This window comes from Ruminiclostridium papyrosolvens C7 (genome assembly GCF_000421965.1).
In the GTDB taxonomy this organism is placed as follows: domain Bacteria; phylum Bacillota; class Clostridia; order Acetivibrionales; family DSM-1351; genus Ruminiclostridium; species Ruminiclostridium papyrosolvens_A.
Window position 1 is genome coordinate 149557 of record NZ_ATAY01000020.1, and the last position, 15997, is coordinate 165553.

Consider the following 15997-nt stretch of genomic DNA (forward strand, 5'->3'; position numbering starts at 1 on the left):
ATGTGGAAAGGAGAAAAAGATGAAAAGTAAAAAGTTATTAGCCTTGATTCTATGTGTGGTAATGGTATGTACCTCCTTTATTTCTACCGTTGTTGTTAACGCAAATGCTCCTCAGGGCTGGAGGAACCTTCAGGATTTTTATGTATTTAAGGATAAGATAAGCGGATGGTCAGGGAGCGGTGCCGGAGAATTGGAAACAGTAAACGGGAACTTGCCGATTGATACCCAAGTCACCTATCAAGATTTACCTTCTTTACGATTGAATCTTCAAACACAGCTTTCCTCGTATTGGATGTCAGTCATACTTACATTGGCAGAATGGAACTGTCATGATGTATCACAATATGTTCCGAATGGGTATCTGGAATTTAATGTAAAGGGTAAAAAAGGAGGAGAGCAGTTCGTAATTGGAGCAGTTGACCATGTAAGCGAGCGTGCATCGGGTGTTGAGCAGAAAATAACAAAACCTATAACGGATTACTGCACTGTCACAACTGAGTGGCAACACGTAAAAATACCCTTGAAAGATATATTGAATCCGTCACTCGGTATGGACCCATACAATGCAAAGGCTATAGTTCTGGACAAAGTAAACCTTGATCCATTCTGTGTTTGGATCAACCAACTGATGTTGACTTCTCCAGATAAAGAAAAAGCGTATCCGTCTATTAAATTGAATCAGGTGGGATTTCGTGAATCTGCCGAGAAATATGCCTATGTTTCAGGGTTCGAAGATGAGTTTACGGCTACAGTAGGAACTCCATTCCAAGTGAAAAGAGTTTCTGACGATACTGTTGCATATAATGGTCAACTGGTTCTTTTGAAGGATTATGACCAGGATTCCGGTGAAAGGGTGTTTAAAGCTGTGTTTACCGACCTTAAACTACCGGGCGAATATTACATTACAGTTAATACACCAGGTATAGAAAAATCACTTAAGTTTAAGATTGGAAATGATGTTTACAAATCTCTATTGACGGATGTAGCAAGATATTTTTATTATCAGCGTTCAGGAATAGACCTTACGGATAAATACTGTCCCGATTATCCCAGAAAAGACAGAACACCGCAGGATACGACTGCTGTCTTTGACTCCGACTCAGGAAAGACAAGAGATGTATCTAAAGGATGGTTTGATGCGGGTGATCTTGGAAAGTATGTAAGTACGGGATCAGCGACATTAATAAACCTTTTTTGGGCTTACGATATGTTCCCGGAGCTATATCAGGATAATCAGTTTAATATTCCTGAAAGCGGAAATGGTGTACCGGATATACTTGATGAGTCAAGATGGGAATTGGAATGGATTCTAAAAATGCAAGATACTTCAAGCGGAGGTTTCTATGCAAGAGTCCAATCCGACGATGATGGCAATATAACAAAAAGGATAATAAAGGATAAAGAGGGTGACACCACTAATATAAGGCCGACAGAAGATACTGCATGTGCAGCTGCTGCCTTAGCTCACGCTTCCATTGTATATGCAAAATATGATCCGACGTTTGCCCTTACCTGTCTGAATGCAGCAAAGAGTGCGTGGACGTATCTTGAGCAAAACCCCAATAATATTAAATCTCCAAACGGACCTTATAATACTGACAACGATATAAGCAGCAGGCTTTTAGCAGCAGCATCCTTGTATCGGGCTACAGGTGAAGCAAGATATGACAATTACTTTGTGGCAAACTATTCAAAAGGAAAGGATACATATGAGAATACGTCGGGAGATTGGGTAGGTAACTGGAATTTTGCATTTTTTTCTTATATGAAAGCGGCAAGCCGAAACAGTGATGCGGAAAAGTGGTTCAATACCGAGTTTGGGATTTGGGTAAACAACAAAATAGAACGGTACAAAAACAGTGCCTGGGGTAACGCAATAACAAACGCAAACTATTACTGGGGCAGTAACAATCAGATAATGGGTATGTGTATGGAAGCTGTTATTGGCTCAAAACTTCTCGGGACTAATAATGATACCATTAATAATATGGCACTTTCTTCATTTAACTGGATTCTTGGTGCGAATCCTATGAGAAAGAGCTTCGTATCAGGTTATGGGGACGATTGTATTAAAACCATATTCTCTACATTCAATAGTGATGGAAGACCGGGGATAGCCAAGGGCTTTATGCCGTTAGGCCCCAACAGGTATCAAGGGGTCGGTCTTTCAAACTTCCCTGCAAAATGCTATTTGGACAGTGCCGATGAATGGACTACAAATGAGCACTCTGTTGGTTCAACTTCCACGCTGGAGTTTATCACCGCATTTGCAAACAGTAATTTCTCAGGAGGAAATCCAGTGAAAATTGGTGATGTTAACGGTGATGACAGCATAGATGCTATTGATTTCTCACTGATGAAATCCTATATAATAGGCAAAATCAGCGATTTTCCTGTAGAAAATGATTTGAAGGTTGCTGATGTAAATGGCGACGGTGACATTAATGCGTTAGATTTAGCTGTTATGAAGCAATATTTATTAGGGAAAATAACTAAATTCCCGGTTGAATAGAGAAAAATGTATGCAGCAAAAGCGAAAAACATGAGATAAAATCAAAAAGGACTGAAACATGGTTAAAATAATACACGTGTTTTAGTCCTTTTTGGCTTACAGAAAAAATAATATTTTCCTACAGTAAATTTATACGACCTTGTAACCTTGGATTTATTTATTTATAATATATTTATGTATGATATAATATTTATTTATGAGAGGAGTTTACTATGAATTTTAAAGATAAACTCAGACATGTTATGGATTTTCCTAAGGAAGGAATCGATTTTATCGATATTACGACAGTTCTTCAGGATCCTGAATCATTCAGAGCATGTATGGATACATTCAGGACACTGGCGGATAAGATGGGAGATTTTGATATTATTGTAGGTTCAGAGTCAAGAGGATTTATTTTTGGTGCACCCCTAGCATACCACATGAATAAAGGCTTTGTCCCTGTCAGGAAGAAAGGAAAACTCCCATATAAAACCGTACGTGAAGAATATGATTTGGAATACGGAAAAGATGTCCTTGAAATGCATTCAGATGCAATCAGGCCGGGACAGAGAGTGCTAATAGTTGACGATCTTCTTGCAACCGGCGGAACAACTCAGGCTAACATTAGGCTTGTTGAGAAGCTGGGAGGAGAGGTTGCAGGTATAGTGTACTTTATTGAGCTTATATCCCTGAATGGAAGAGATAAGCTCAAAGGCTATAAAGTCGATTCTATAGTAAAATTCTAACCAAGATTAATTATGTAAATTCATTCGGGAGTCGTTTGACAGGTGGAGGGACACATTGATAGACAGCTTTTCAGTACTTGTTGAGAAAGTAAAAAAATACGACCCTGGCTGCAACTTTGAAATGCTTGAAAAAGCATACGCTGTTTCAAAAGCAGCACATATGGGTCAACAGAGAATATCAGGAGAGCCATACATTATTCATCCGGTTGAGGTTGCTATAATACTTGCCGAGATGGAACTGGATTGTACGGCTCTTGTTGCTGCCCTTTTACATGATACCATTGAAGATACAACATGTACTTACGATCAGCTGAAAGCTCAGTTTGGACAAGAAGTAGCAGAATTGGTGGACGGTGTTACCAAACTGGGAAAGATCCCATTCACTACAAAAGAAGAGCAGCAGGTTGAGAATCTTCGTAAAATGTTTTTGGCCATGGCCAAGGATATCAGGGTTATTATGATTAAACTTGCCGACAGGCTTCATAATATGAGAACCCTTAAGTACATGACTCAGGACAAACAACTTGAAAAAGCAAGAGAAACCCTAGAGATATACGCCCCCCTTGCGCATAGACTTGGTATTTCCAAAATTAAGTGGGAGCTTGAAGATATTTGTCTCAGATATCTTGATCCAAAGGGTTACTACGATCTTGTTGAAAAAATTAATACGAAGCGAAAACAAAGAGAAGCATATATAACAATAATCATTGATACTCTACGGGAAAAAACAAATGAACTTGGAATAGAAAATGCACAGATAGACGGAAGGCCAAAGCACTTCTACAGTATTTACAGGAAGATGGTAAAGCAGAACAAGACACTGGAACAAATATATGATTTATTTGCTTTTAGAATAATTGTAAATTCTGTAAAAGACTGTTACGCAGTGCTGGGGCTTGTCCATGAACTATATAAGCCAATGCCGGGCAGGTTCAAGGATTACATTGCCATGCCCAAACCAAACATGTACCAATCTTTACATACAACATTGATTGGACCTGAGGGACAACCTTTTGAGGTTCAGATAAGAACATGGGATATGCACAGGGTTGCAGAGGTTGGTATTGCGGCGCATTGGAAGTATAAGGAAGGAATCAACAACGCAAAGGATTCCGACAATAAATTTGCATGGCTCAGGCAGCTTCTGGAATGGCAAAAGGATACCAGAGACGAAAGCGAATTTATGGAAACACTTAAGATTGACCTGTTTACTGACGAGGTATTTGTATTTACTCCGAAAGGTGATGTAATAAACCTTCCGGTGGGCTCCACTCCTGTAGATTTTGCCTATGCAATACACAGTGCTATCGGTAACAAAATGATAGGTGCCAAGATAAATGGTAAAATGGAGCCTATAGATTACAAGCTGAAAAACGGCGATATAATAGACATTCTTACGTCATCAACAATTCACGGTCCCAGCAGGGACTGGCTGAAAATTGTTAAGAGCAGTCAGGCGAAAAGTAAGATTAATCAGTGGTTTAAAAAGGAAAAGCGTGAAGAGAATATTATCAGGGGCAAGGAAATGCTTGAGCGTGAGCTTAAAAAGCAGGGTTTGTCCTATACACAGCTATTTCGAACCGAGTGGGTTGAAATTGTATTAAAAAAATACAATTTTGCATCTCAGGAAGATTTATATGCCGGAGTAGGGTATGGAGCAATTACGGCAAACAAGGTTATAACCAGGCTCAAAGAAGAATTCAAGAAGACACTTAAGCCTGAAGAATTGGAAGAAATACTTGAAACAATAGCACAGACCAAAAATGATAGAAAGAAAAAGCACACACTTGAAAGCGGTGTAGTAGTAAAGGGAATTGACAATTGTCTTGTACGTTTATCAAGATGCTGCAACCCTGTTCCCGGTGATGAGATAATAGGTTATATAACCAGAGGTAGAGGTGTTTCGGTCCACAGAAGCGACTGTATAAATATTTCTGCCGATCAGGAGGAAGAAGAAAGGCTTATAGACGTTAAGTGGCGTACTACCAATGACGTTGCCTATAAGGCAGATATAACACTTATGGCTAATGACAGGACTTCTCTTCTGTTGGATGTTACCAACTGTATCACAGAAGCAAAAATACCTATAAAGGCTGTCAATGCAAGGACTACCAAGGAACAGATTACGGTTATAAATCTTACACTTGAGATAACTAACACCGAGCAGCTTGAAAAAATAATTAAAAGACTGAAAAAAATAGACAGTGTATTTGATGTAACCAGAAATAAACAATAATCGGGGGTTTATATGTAAATGAGAGCAGTTGTTCAAAGAGTAAAAAAATCAACTGTTACTGTAAGTGAAAAGATTGCAGGAAGCATTGGTCAAGGCCTTATGGTTCTTCTCGGAGTTGGTAAGGAAGATGACGACCGTGATATAGAATATCTATCAGATAAAATACTGAATTTACGTATTTTCGAGGATGAAAACGGTAAGATGAATAAGTCTCTGGTAGATATAGGAGGGCAGTTGCTGGTTGTATCACAGTTTACACTTTTCGGGGATTGCAGGAAAGGCAGAAGACCCGGTTTTGACAAAGCTGCCAAGCCTGAGATTGCAAAAGAACTGTACGAACGTTTTGTAATCAAGTGCAGAGAAGCAGGTGTAGTTACCGAAACAGGTATTTTTCAGGCTGATATGCTGGTAGATATAAGCAATGACGGTCCGGTTACACTTATATTGGACAGTAAAAAGGAATTTTAGATTACGGAGGTTCGACATAATGTTTGTAAAGCCAATAAATGGAGGTTTATTTGACTCGGTTTCCTATCTGGTTGGAAATGGAAGAGAAGCAGTTCTGATAGATGCAGGTGTTCCCGCTGACAAGGTACTTACTGCACAAAAAGAACTTAACACCAATATTAAAAAAATAATCCTTACCCACGGGCACATTGACCATATATTACATGTTGATGATATAGTACAGAAAACAAATGCCATGGTTTATATCCATATTGATGATGAGCAGGCAATGACAGATGCAAGATTCAATGTTTCTGCATTTACCGGCACTCCATCAACCTTTCAGAGCAAATATGAAATCCTTAGGGACGGAAACAGTATAAAAGTCGGAGAACTTGATTTTAAAATAATTCATACTCCGGGCCATTCTGCCGGCTCTATCTGTATTCAGGTTGAAAACTTACTTTTCTCAGGGGATACATTGTTTAAATTCGGATATGGTAGAGTTGATTTACCCAACGGTAATTTTTCTGACATATATAATTCAATTGTAGAGAAACTTTTTGTACTGCATGGTGAAACCGTAGTTTATCCTGGCCATGGTGGGAGTACAACTATTATAGATGAAATAAGAAGCAATCCTATAAAAAATGCGATTCAATGGTAAAAAGAGGATGAAATGTTAATTTACAATAACGAGACTAAGTATTTTGATTATGAACTTGAAGATGTAATAAAATTATTTTTTACTCAAAACGAAATAAAGAAATCCGATGAGCCTTGGGATGAGTGTTCCGGGGCATTTCTTTTCTGTTTTATGTCTTATGAGGATGGAAATGACTTCTTTAATATCAGTCTGAAGGACAAGGAATTTAGCGAGATTGTAAGCCTTCCCTGCACAGGTATTATTGATTCCTCTGATAAGCTTAAAGTAAAAGAGTTTAAAAGAATATTAAAGAGAAAGTTATTTTTATTATTGACCCAATATACCGGCAAGGTAATTCCGTGGGGTATCCTGACAGGTATAAGGCCTGTTAAACTGGTAAATGAGTTAATTGACCAGAAGATGACAGTGAGCGATATTCTATCTGTTTTACAAAAGGATTATTTTGTAACGGAGAATAAAGCCAGCCTTCTATATGAAGTAGCACTTAATCAAAGGGAATTGTTTACAGAATCAAAGGGAAACAGCATATCACTATACATTGGTATTCCTTTTTGTCCTACCCGCTGTTTATATTGTTCCTTTAGTTCAAGTACGATAGCGCAATATAAAAAAATGGTTGATGTTTATGTAGATATGCTTTTGAAAGAAATAAGGCATACAGCGCAGCTTATGAGAGAAAAAGGACTTGTTGCTGAAAATATATATATTGGAGGGGGTACACCTACATCCCTGAATGAACAGCAGTTGAGCCGTCTGCTTAGTGGAATAGAAGAGTGTATTGATATGAAATACCTTAGAGAATACACTCTTGAGGCCGGTCGTCCCGATACCATAACTAGTGAAAAGCTAAAGGTTATTAAGAATAGCCGGGTATCCAGAATCAGCATAAATCCTCAAACAATGAATGAAAAAACCCTTTTGAGAATAGGCAGATTACATAAACCGGAAGATGTGGTCAAGGCTTTTTACGCTGCAAGGGATATGGGTTTTGACAATATAAATATGGATTTAATCTGCGGACTGCCCGGAGAGGATGTTCAAATGTTTGATGAAACTCTAAGGCAAATAAAAGAGTTGAACCCGGACAGTTTAACAGTTCACACAATGGCTGTAAAAAGAGCTTCGCAGCTTACAAAGGAATTGGAAAATTACAGTCTGGAAACTCAGTATGTTGATTCTGCCGTAATGGTTGATATGGCCCGGGTCTGTGCAAAAGAAATGGGTCTAAACCCGTATTACCTTTACAGACAGAAAAATATTCTTGGCAATCTGGAAAACGTAGGATACAGTCGGCCTAGTATGGAATGTTTATATAATATACAAATTATGGAAGAACGTCAGACAATTCTGGCCTGCGGAGCAGGAGCGGTTACAAAGGTTATTTTCCCAATGAACAGAATAGAAAGGTCATTTAATGTAAAAAGTGTTGAGGAATATATCGGCAGAATTGACGAAATGCTGGAACGGAAAGCCAACATTCTCATAGAAGAAAATAATAAATATTGACAAGCTTAAATGTAAATTCTAAAATATATGTATGTGTAAATAGGGAAGTAGCCTTAAAAGGGAAGAGTAATTAGTACTGCTATTGAGGGAAAAGCTGTCATGGACTGAGAGCAGCTTATAGTAAGACTACTGAAAGACACCCTTTAGAGCATAGCTCCGGGCTGATGAGAATGACTCGTCCGTTTTCCGCGTTAAGGATCTAAGTGGGTTCTGTATTGGAATCATTAGGGTGGCACCACGGGAAGTTCCTCTCGTCCCTTGTTGGGATACGGGAGGTTTTTTACTGTTCGTGGGTATGCTTTCATTAGAAATTACATATTTCTTTTTAATAATTAATTAATGTGTTAATAATTGGTAGTGTATTATACTTTTATGATAGGAGTTGTTTAAATGGCAAAAGAAGTAATTACGCCTTCAATATTACCGGGTTTTATGGAATTGTTACCGGCTGATCAGATTGTTTTTAACAATATGCTGGATACCATTAAAAAAACATATGAAAAGTATGGTTTTATACCTCTTGATACACCGATGATTGAGAAGTCGGAAGTTTTACTGGCAAAAAGCGGCGGCGAAACAGAAAAGCAGGTATACAGGTTTAACAAGGGAGATAACGATTTATCCTTGAGATTTGACCTTACGGTTCCTCTTGCCAGATACGTGTCACAGCATTTTGGTGATTTGACATTTCCGTTCAAAAGGTATCATATCGGCAAGGTTTTCAGGGGTGAGAAACCACAAAAGGGCAGGTTCAGAGAGTTTTATCAATGTGATATAGATATTATAGGAAATGAAAGTCTCAGCGTAATTAATGATGCTGAAATCTTAAGTGTCATCTATTCAACTTTTAAAGCACTTGGATTTGATGATTTTACTATCAGGATAAATAACAGAAAGGTACTTAACGGTTTTTTTGAAGCCCTTCAGGTATCAGACAAAACTGAAGTTCTACGAACTATAGATAAGCTTGAAAAAATAGGCAATGAAGCGGTTCTAAAGGAGCTTGAAGCCATAGGACTATCTAAGGAAAATTCCCAAAGAGTTTTGGATTTTGTAGGCACTAAGGGCAGCTGCAGGGACATAATAAAACATCTCAGGGAAATGAATGTTCAGAATGAAATGTTTAATGAAGGTATAGATGAACTGGAATTGGTGGTTAATTACATAGATTCCTTCAAGGTTCCATCAGCAAATTATACAATAGACCTTACTATTGCAAGGGGATTAGATTATTACACAGGTACGATTTACGAAACTGTTCTTAACCAGTATCCGTCTATTGGCAGTGTATGTTCAGGCGGCAGGTATGACAATCTTGCCCAAAAGTATACAACAAAGAAATTGCCGGGTGTAGGTATTTCTATAGGTCTTTCAAGACTGTTTTATCAGTTGAGGGAAGCAGGAATCCTTGGGGAAATGAAAAGAGCAACACCTTCAAAGATACTTGTAATACCAATGAACGGAACAATGGGAAATGCTTTGGAAATAGCAACTAAAATAAGGGATGAAGGCGTGTCTGCTGAAATATACTTTAACGAAGGAAAAATAGGAAAGAAGTTTTCGTATGCCGATAAACTGGGTATACCTTATGTAATAGTTGTTGGTGAAGATGAGGTTAAATCAGGTATTTATAAGTTAAAGGACATGGCTACAGGGGAACAGGCTGATATGACTGTTGAACAGATAATTGAAAAATTAAAAGCACAGGATAACATATAATCAGAAAAATCTGATGGGAGGATATAAACATGGGAGAATCAATACATGGCTTGAAAAGAAGTCATAAATGTACAGAACTGAGCAGTTCAAATATTGGAGATAAAGTAACGGTTATGGGCTGGGTTCAGAAACAAAGAAATTTGGGAAGTTTGGTTTTTATTGATTTAAGAGACAGAACCGGAATTGTCCAGCTTGTTTTTACTGATAAAGACGGAGAAATGTTTGACAAGGCTAAATCAATAAGAAGCGAGTTTGTAATAGCAACCGTGGGAACTGTTGCGGCTCGTTCTCCAGAGGCAGTAAACAAAAAAATGGCCACAGGAGAAATTGAGATTATCGCCAGTGAATTGAGAATACTCAGCAGTTCTGAAACACCGCCTATGTATATAGAGGAGAATTCAGAGGTTAACGAACAAACACGTCTTAAGTACAGATTTTTGGACTTAAGAAGACCTGATATGCAAAGAAATCTCATACTTAGACACAGAGTTGCAAAAGTGGCAAGAGACTATTATGATGAAAACGGATTTCTGGAAATTGAAACTCCCATATTGATAAAGAGTACACCGGAGGGTGCAAGAGATTACCTTGTTCCCAGCAGAGTTCATCCCGGAAAGTTCTTTGCATTACCTCAGTCCCCACAGTTATACAAACAGTTATTGATGGTATCAGGTTATGACAGATATTTTCAGATTGCTAAATGTTTCAGAGATGAAGATTTGAGAGCTGACAGACAGCCTGAATTCACTCAGATAGACATTGAAATGTCATTCGTGAATGTTGATGATGTTCTTGAGGTTAATGAAGGATTTGTTAAGAAAGTGTTTAAGGAAGCTTTAAATATAGATGTTGAAACTCCGTTTATAAGAATGCCTTATGCGGAAGCTATGGAGAGGTTTGGTTCGGATAAGCCGGATATTCGTTTTGGTATGGAACTGATAAATATGTCAGACATGGTTGCAAATTGCGGCTTTAAGGTGTTTACAGATGCAGTTTCCATGGGTGGCAGTGTTAGGGCAATAAATGCAAAGGGCTGTGCTAAATTCAGCAGAAAAGAAATAGATGCATTGGTAGAAGTAGTTAAGACTTACAAGGCAAAAGGAATGGCGTGGATTTCCATTAGTCAGGAGAACGAGATAAAATCCTCATTTGCCAAGTTTATGTCAGAGGACGAAATGAAGGCTATCCTGGACAGGGCTCAGGCTGAGGCTGGAGATTTGATATGTTTTGTAGCTGATAAGAACAACGTGGTTTTTGATGCATTGGGTCAATTGAGACTTGAAATTGCCAGAAAACTGGATATTTTGAATCCGGATGAATTCAAGTTCCTGTGGGTTACTGAATTCCCGCTTTTCGAGTATGATGAGGAAGAACAGAGGTGGGCTGCAAAACACCATCCTTTTACCAGTCCAATGGATGAAGACCTTGAATATTTGGATACAGACCCGGGGAGAGTACGTGCAAAGGCTTATGACATGGTTCTAAACGGTGTTGAGCTTGGTGGGGGAAGTATCAGAATTCATATACAGGAATTGCAGTCCAAGATGTTCAAAATGCTTGGTTTTTCAGAAGAGGATGCTAACAGGAAGTTTGGTTTCCTTCTGGAGGCATTTAAGTACGGAACTCCACCTCACGGTGGAATGGCATTTGGTCTTGACAGGCTAGTAATGCTTATGGCAAAGAGGAACAGCATCAGAGACGTAATAGCTTTTCCGAAGGTACAGAATGCATCATGTCCTATGTCAAATGCACCTGATGTTGTTGATGAAAAACAGATGGAAGAATTGCATATAAATATAACAAAAGAATAATCAGCTGATAAATAATTGTTTATTCGTAATAACCAGTAAAGAAGATTTTAAAAATCTAGTTTGGAGAGATTAGGTCGTTAATTATGAAGAAAAAATATCATGTGGGATTAGATGTTGGTTCGACCACGGTAAAAATGGCTGTGCTGGATAAAGATAATATAATGGTATATTCAAAATATCAAAGACATTATTCAGATATACGTAAAACTATATTTGAATTAATGAATGAAATGTGTAATTATTTTTATCAAGAAGAATGTACGATGATGATAACCGGGTCCGGTGGATTGCTGGTTTCCCAGTGGTTGGGACTTGAATTTATTCAAGAGGTAATTGCAGGTTCGGAAGCAATTCAAACCGTCATCCCTCAAACAGATGTAGCTATAGAATTAGGTGGAGAAGATGCTAAAATCACATATTTCCGAGGAGGACTCGAACAGAGGATGAATGGTACCTGTGCTGGAGGTACAGGTGCATTCATTGACCAGATGGCCTCCTTGCTGCAGACGGACGCAGCAGGGCTTAATGAATTTGCCAAAAAAAGCAGAGTCATATATCCAATTGCAGCAAGGTGTGGTGTTTTTGCTAAGACAGATATACAACCACTTCTTAATGAAGGCGCTGCAAAGGAGGACATAGCTGCCTCAATATTCCAGTCTGTAGTAACCCAGACAATAAGTGGGCTTGCATGTGGTAAACCCATAAACGGAAATATTGCGTTTCTGGGAGGTCCTCTTTATTTTCTCTCCGAGCTTAGAAAAAGGTTTGAGATTACACTTAATTTGAAACCGGAACAAGTTATTTTTCCCGAAAACTCACAGCTTTTTGTTGCAGTGGGTGCAGCTCTATCTTCAAAGGAATGTAAAATAACATCCTTTAAGGAGATAAAGAATAAATTACCGGTTTTAAATACTATATCTGTACATGAGGTTGAGCGTTTAAAGCCCCTGTTCAGTTCACAAGAAGAATTGGATGAATTCAGAAACAGACATGGGCAGCAGTCAGTTTCGGTTAAACCCCTTGAAAATTACAAGGGAGATTGTTTCCTCGGGATTGATGCCGGATCCACAACAACAAAGGCTGTTTTAATTAATAATGAGGGTGAACTTCTTTATTCCTTCTACGGTAGCAATCATGGAAGCCCTTTGAGTTCATCTATTAAAATATTAAACGATATCTATTCCAAATTGCCTGCAGACGCAAAGATTGTTAACTCCACCGTAACAGGCTACGGTGAAGGATTGATAAAGTCAGGGTTAGGGGTAGACATCGGAGAAATTGAGACAATCGCACACTATAAGGCTGCGGATTTCTTTCTTCCGGGAGTGGATTTTATTCTTGATATCGGCGGTCAGGATATGAAATGCCTTAAAATAAAAGATGGTGTAATTGACAGCATTATGCTAAACGAAGCATGTTCTTCGGGGTGTGGGTCCTTCATTGAGACTTTTGCCAAGTCACTGAATTTTTCAGTCGAAGATTTTGCCCAACAGGCACTATTGGCTGAAAAGCCTGTTGACCTTGGTTCAAGGTGTACCGTATTTATGAATTCAAGAGTTAAACAGGCTCAAAAAGAAGGGGCTCAGGTTGGAGATATATCAGCAGGTTTATCGTATTCGGTAATTAAAAATGCACTTTTGAAGGTTATCAAAATAAGAGACCCTAAGGAAATGGGCGAAAAAATAATCGTACAGGGAGGAACCTTCCTCAATGATGCTGTACTAAGAAGCTTTGAGCTCATATCAGAGAGAGAGGCTGTAAGGCCTAATATAGCAGGATTAATGGGCGCTTTCGGAGCTGCTCTTATAGCAAAAGAACGGTATACCGGAGGAAAGTCTACCATTTTATCAAGAGAGAATATAGGGAACTTTGTTTTTGAAACGGAGCTTCAAAGATGTAAACTATGCAGCAATAACTGTCTTCTTACTATCAATCAATTCAGTGATGGGAGCAGATTTGTATCCGGGAACAGATGCGAAAGAGGTGCGGGCATTGAAAGCACAACACAGAATGTACCGAATTTGTATGACTATAAGTATAAAAGAATTTTCGGATACAGGCAAAATAGCGATGTTGAGCATAGTAGGGGAACAGTAGGTATACCGCGTGTTCTGAACATGTATGAGAACTATCCGTTCTGGTTTACTTTCTTTGATGAATTGAAATTCAAGGTGGTATTATCGCCCCGTTCATCAAAGAAAATATATGAACTGGGTATTGAGACCATGCCTTCAGAATCGGTTTGTTACCCGGCTAAACTTGTACATGGTCATATTATGAGCCTTATAAACCAAAAGGTTAACTATATATTTTACCCTTCTTTACCATATGAGAAGGTTGAGGATGAGGAAGCCGACAATCATTATAACTGTCCGATTGTTACTTCATATCCGGAAGTAATTAAAAATAACATGGACATACTTCACACAAGCGGAGTTAAATTCTTTAATCCATTTTTACCGTATGACGACAAGGAGAAACTCAAGGTACGACTATTCCAAGTACTGGGCAAGGAGTTAGGTATCTCAAAAGCCGAAGTTGAACAGGCCGTAGAAAATGCATGGGCAGAAGAAGAAAAGGCCAGGGAAGATGTAAGGAAGAAAGGTGAAGAAACCCTTAAATATTTACAGGATACCGGCAAAAAGGGTATAGTGCTTGCCGGAAGACCGTATCACGTGGACCCTGAAATACACCACGGAATTCCTCAGATAATAACTTCTTTTGGCTTTGCGGTACTTACAGAGGACTCTGTAGCTCACCTTGGAAAGACTGAGAGGCCACTTAGGGTTGTTGACCAGTGGAAATATCATTCACGTTTGTATGCGGCGGCAACAGTAGTAAAGGAGCATCCGGAACTTGAAATGATTCAGCTGAATTCCTTTGGATGCGGACTTGATGCTGTTACAACAGATCAGGTTCAGGATATACTACACTCAAATGACCAAATTTATACAACATTGAAAATTGACGAGGGCAACAATCTTGGAGCAGCTAAAATCAGAATCAGATCATTGGTTGCTGCTATAGAGGAAAGAGACAAGAAAACAGTCAAGCACCGGAATAAATCCGGCAGCTTTGAAAGAAAAGTATTTACAGAAGAAATGAGGAAGACGCATACTATTCTCGCACCACAGATGTCGCCGGTACATTTTCAGTTTGTAGAGGCTGCTTTCAAAAAAGCAGGATATAATATTGTCGTGCTTCAGGATGTTGATAATAATGCAATTGAAGATGGATTGAAATACGTAAATAATGATGCGTGCTACCCTTCTATTATCGTTGTTGGACAGATTATACACGCACTAAAATCAGGACAGTATGATCTTGATAATACTTCTGTTTTGATTACTCAGACAGGAGGAGGTTGCCGTGCTACAAATTATATAGGCTTCCTTAAGAAGGCCCTTGCAGAAGCAGGAATGAAACAGATACCTGTTATATCTTTAAATGCACTGGGTATGGAAAACCAGCCGGGATTTAAGATTTCATTGAAGCTTCTGGATCTTGCTCTAAAAGGACTTGTTTATGGGGATTTGCTAATGAGGGTATTATACAGGGTTCGACCTTATGAAAAGATACCGGGTTCTGCAAACGAACTGTATAGAAAATGGGCAGATATCTGTATGAAGTCTATCTACGAAGATAAAAAAGGTAGTTTTAAGAGGAATATAAAGGCTATTATTAAGGATTTTGACGAACTGGAAATTAGTGATGAGGTAAAACCAAAGGTTGGGCTGGTTGGTGAGATATTGGTAAAATTCCACCCTGATGCAAACAATAATGTAGTTGATGTTGTGGAAAAAGAGGGTGCAGAAGCGGTAATGCCTGACCTCATTGACTTTTTCCTCTACTGTGCTTATGGTCCTAACTTCAAACGTAAGCATCTGGCAGGTTCCTTAAAGAGTAAAGTTGTGAACAACGCTGCGATAAGGGGAATAGAGTGGTATAGACGCCATTTGAAGAAATACCTTCGCAAAAGTAAGAGATTTGATGCACCTCACTCAATATTTCATCTTGCAGACAGTGCTTCAGAGATACTTTCTCTTGGAAATCAGACAGGGGAGGGATGGTTCCTGACGGCGGAGATGATTGAACTGATTAAGAGCGGAGCCGGAAATATCATATGTATGCAGCCATTTGCCTGTCTTCCTAACCACGTTACGGGAAAAGGTATGATTAAGGAACTCAGAAGAAGATATCCTGAATCAAACATTGTTGCAGTTGACTATGACCCGGGTGCCAGTGAAGTTAACCAGCTTAACAGAATAAAGCTTATGATGTCGGTTGCATTTAAAAACATGAGAGGTGAGACTGATTTGCAGGGAAGCTATCAGGAGCCTCAACAGGAGAAAAAGCAAGCGTAGCTTTTAG

The 15997-nt window shown here is 38.8% G+C and carries 9 protein-coding genes; all 9 read left to right on the plus strand.

The features are described 5' to 3' along the window. Positions 1-19 precede the first annotated feature (19 nt). Complete coding sequence (locus tag L323_RS25710; RefSeq protein ID WP_020814515.1) at positions 20-2512, plus strand: glycoside hydrolase family 9 protein; 2493 nt, start codon at positions 20-22, stop codon at positions 2510-2512. 212 nt (positions 2513-2724) lie between these two features. Further along, positions 2725-3240 (plus strand): adenine phosphoribosyltransferase, encoded by a 516-nt coding sequence (locus L323_RS25715; protein ID WP_020814516.1) that lies wholly within the window; start codon positions 2725-2727, stop codon positions 3238-3240. 55 nt (positions 3241-3295) lie between these two features. Beyond that, positions 3296-5476 (plus strand): RelA/SpoT family protein, encoded by a 2181-nt coding sequence (locus L323_RS25720; RefSeq protein ID WP_020814517.1) that lies wholly within the window; start codon positions 3296-3298, stop codon positions 5474-5476. Positions 5477-5494: 18 nt separating this feature from the next. Continuing rightward, on the plus strand, positions 5495-5944 hold the full coding sequence (gene dtd, locus L323_RS25725; protein ID WP_020814518.1) for a D-aminoacyl-tRNA deacylase: 450 nt from the start codon (positions 5495-5497) through the stop codon (positions 5942-5944). Positions 5945-5963: 19 nt separating this feature from the next. After that, complete coding sequence (locus L323_RS25730) at positions 5964-6590, plus strand: MBL fold metallo-hydrolase (RefSeq protein ID WP_020814519.1); 627 nt, start codon at positions 5964-5966, stop codon at positions 6588-6590. A gap of 12 nt (positions 6591-6602) precedes the next feature. After that, positions 6603-8096 (plus strand): coproporphyrinogen dehydrogenase HemZ, encoded by a 1494-nt coding sequence (gene hemZ, locus L323_RS25735; RefSeq protein ID WP_020814520.1) that lies wholly within the window; start codon positions 6603-6605, stop codon positions 8094-8096. Positions 8097-8486: 390 nt separating this feature from the next. Then, complete coding sequence (gene hisS, locus L323_RS25740) at positions 8487-9815, plus strand: histidine--tRNA ligase (protein ID WP_020814521.1); 1329 nt, start codon at positions 8487-8489, stop codon at positions 9813-9815. A gap of 29 nt (positions 9816-9844) precedes the next feature. Next, positions 9845-11626, plus strand: a complete 1782-nt coding sequence (gene aspS / locus L323_RS25745) for an aspartate--tRNA ligase (protein WP_020814522.1) — start codon at positions 9845-9847, stop codon at positions 11624-11626. An 83-nt stretch (positions 11627-11709) separates the two neighbouring features. Further along, a complete protein-coding gene (locus tag L323_RS25750) occupies positions 11710-15990 on the plus strand; it encodes a 2-hydroxyacyl-CoA dehydratase (RefSeq protein WP_020814523.1) in 4281 nt (1426 codons plus the stop codon). The last annotated feature ends 7 nt before the right edge of the window (positions 15991-15997 follow it).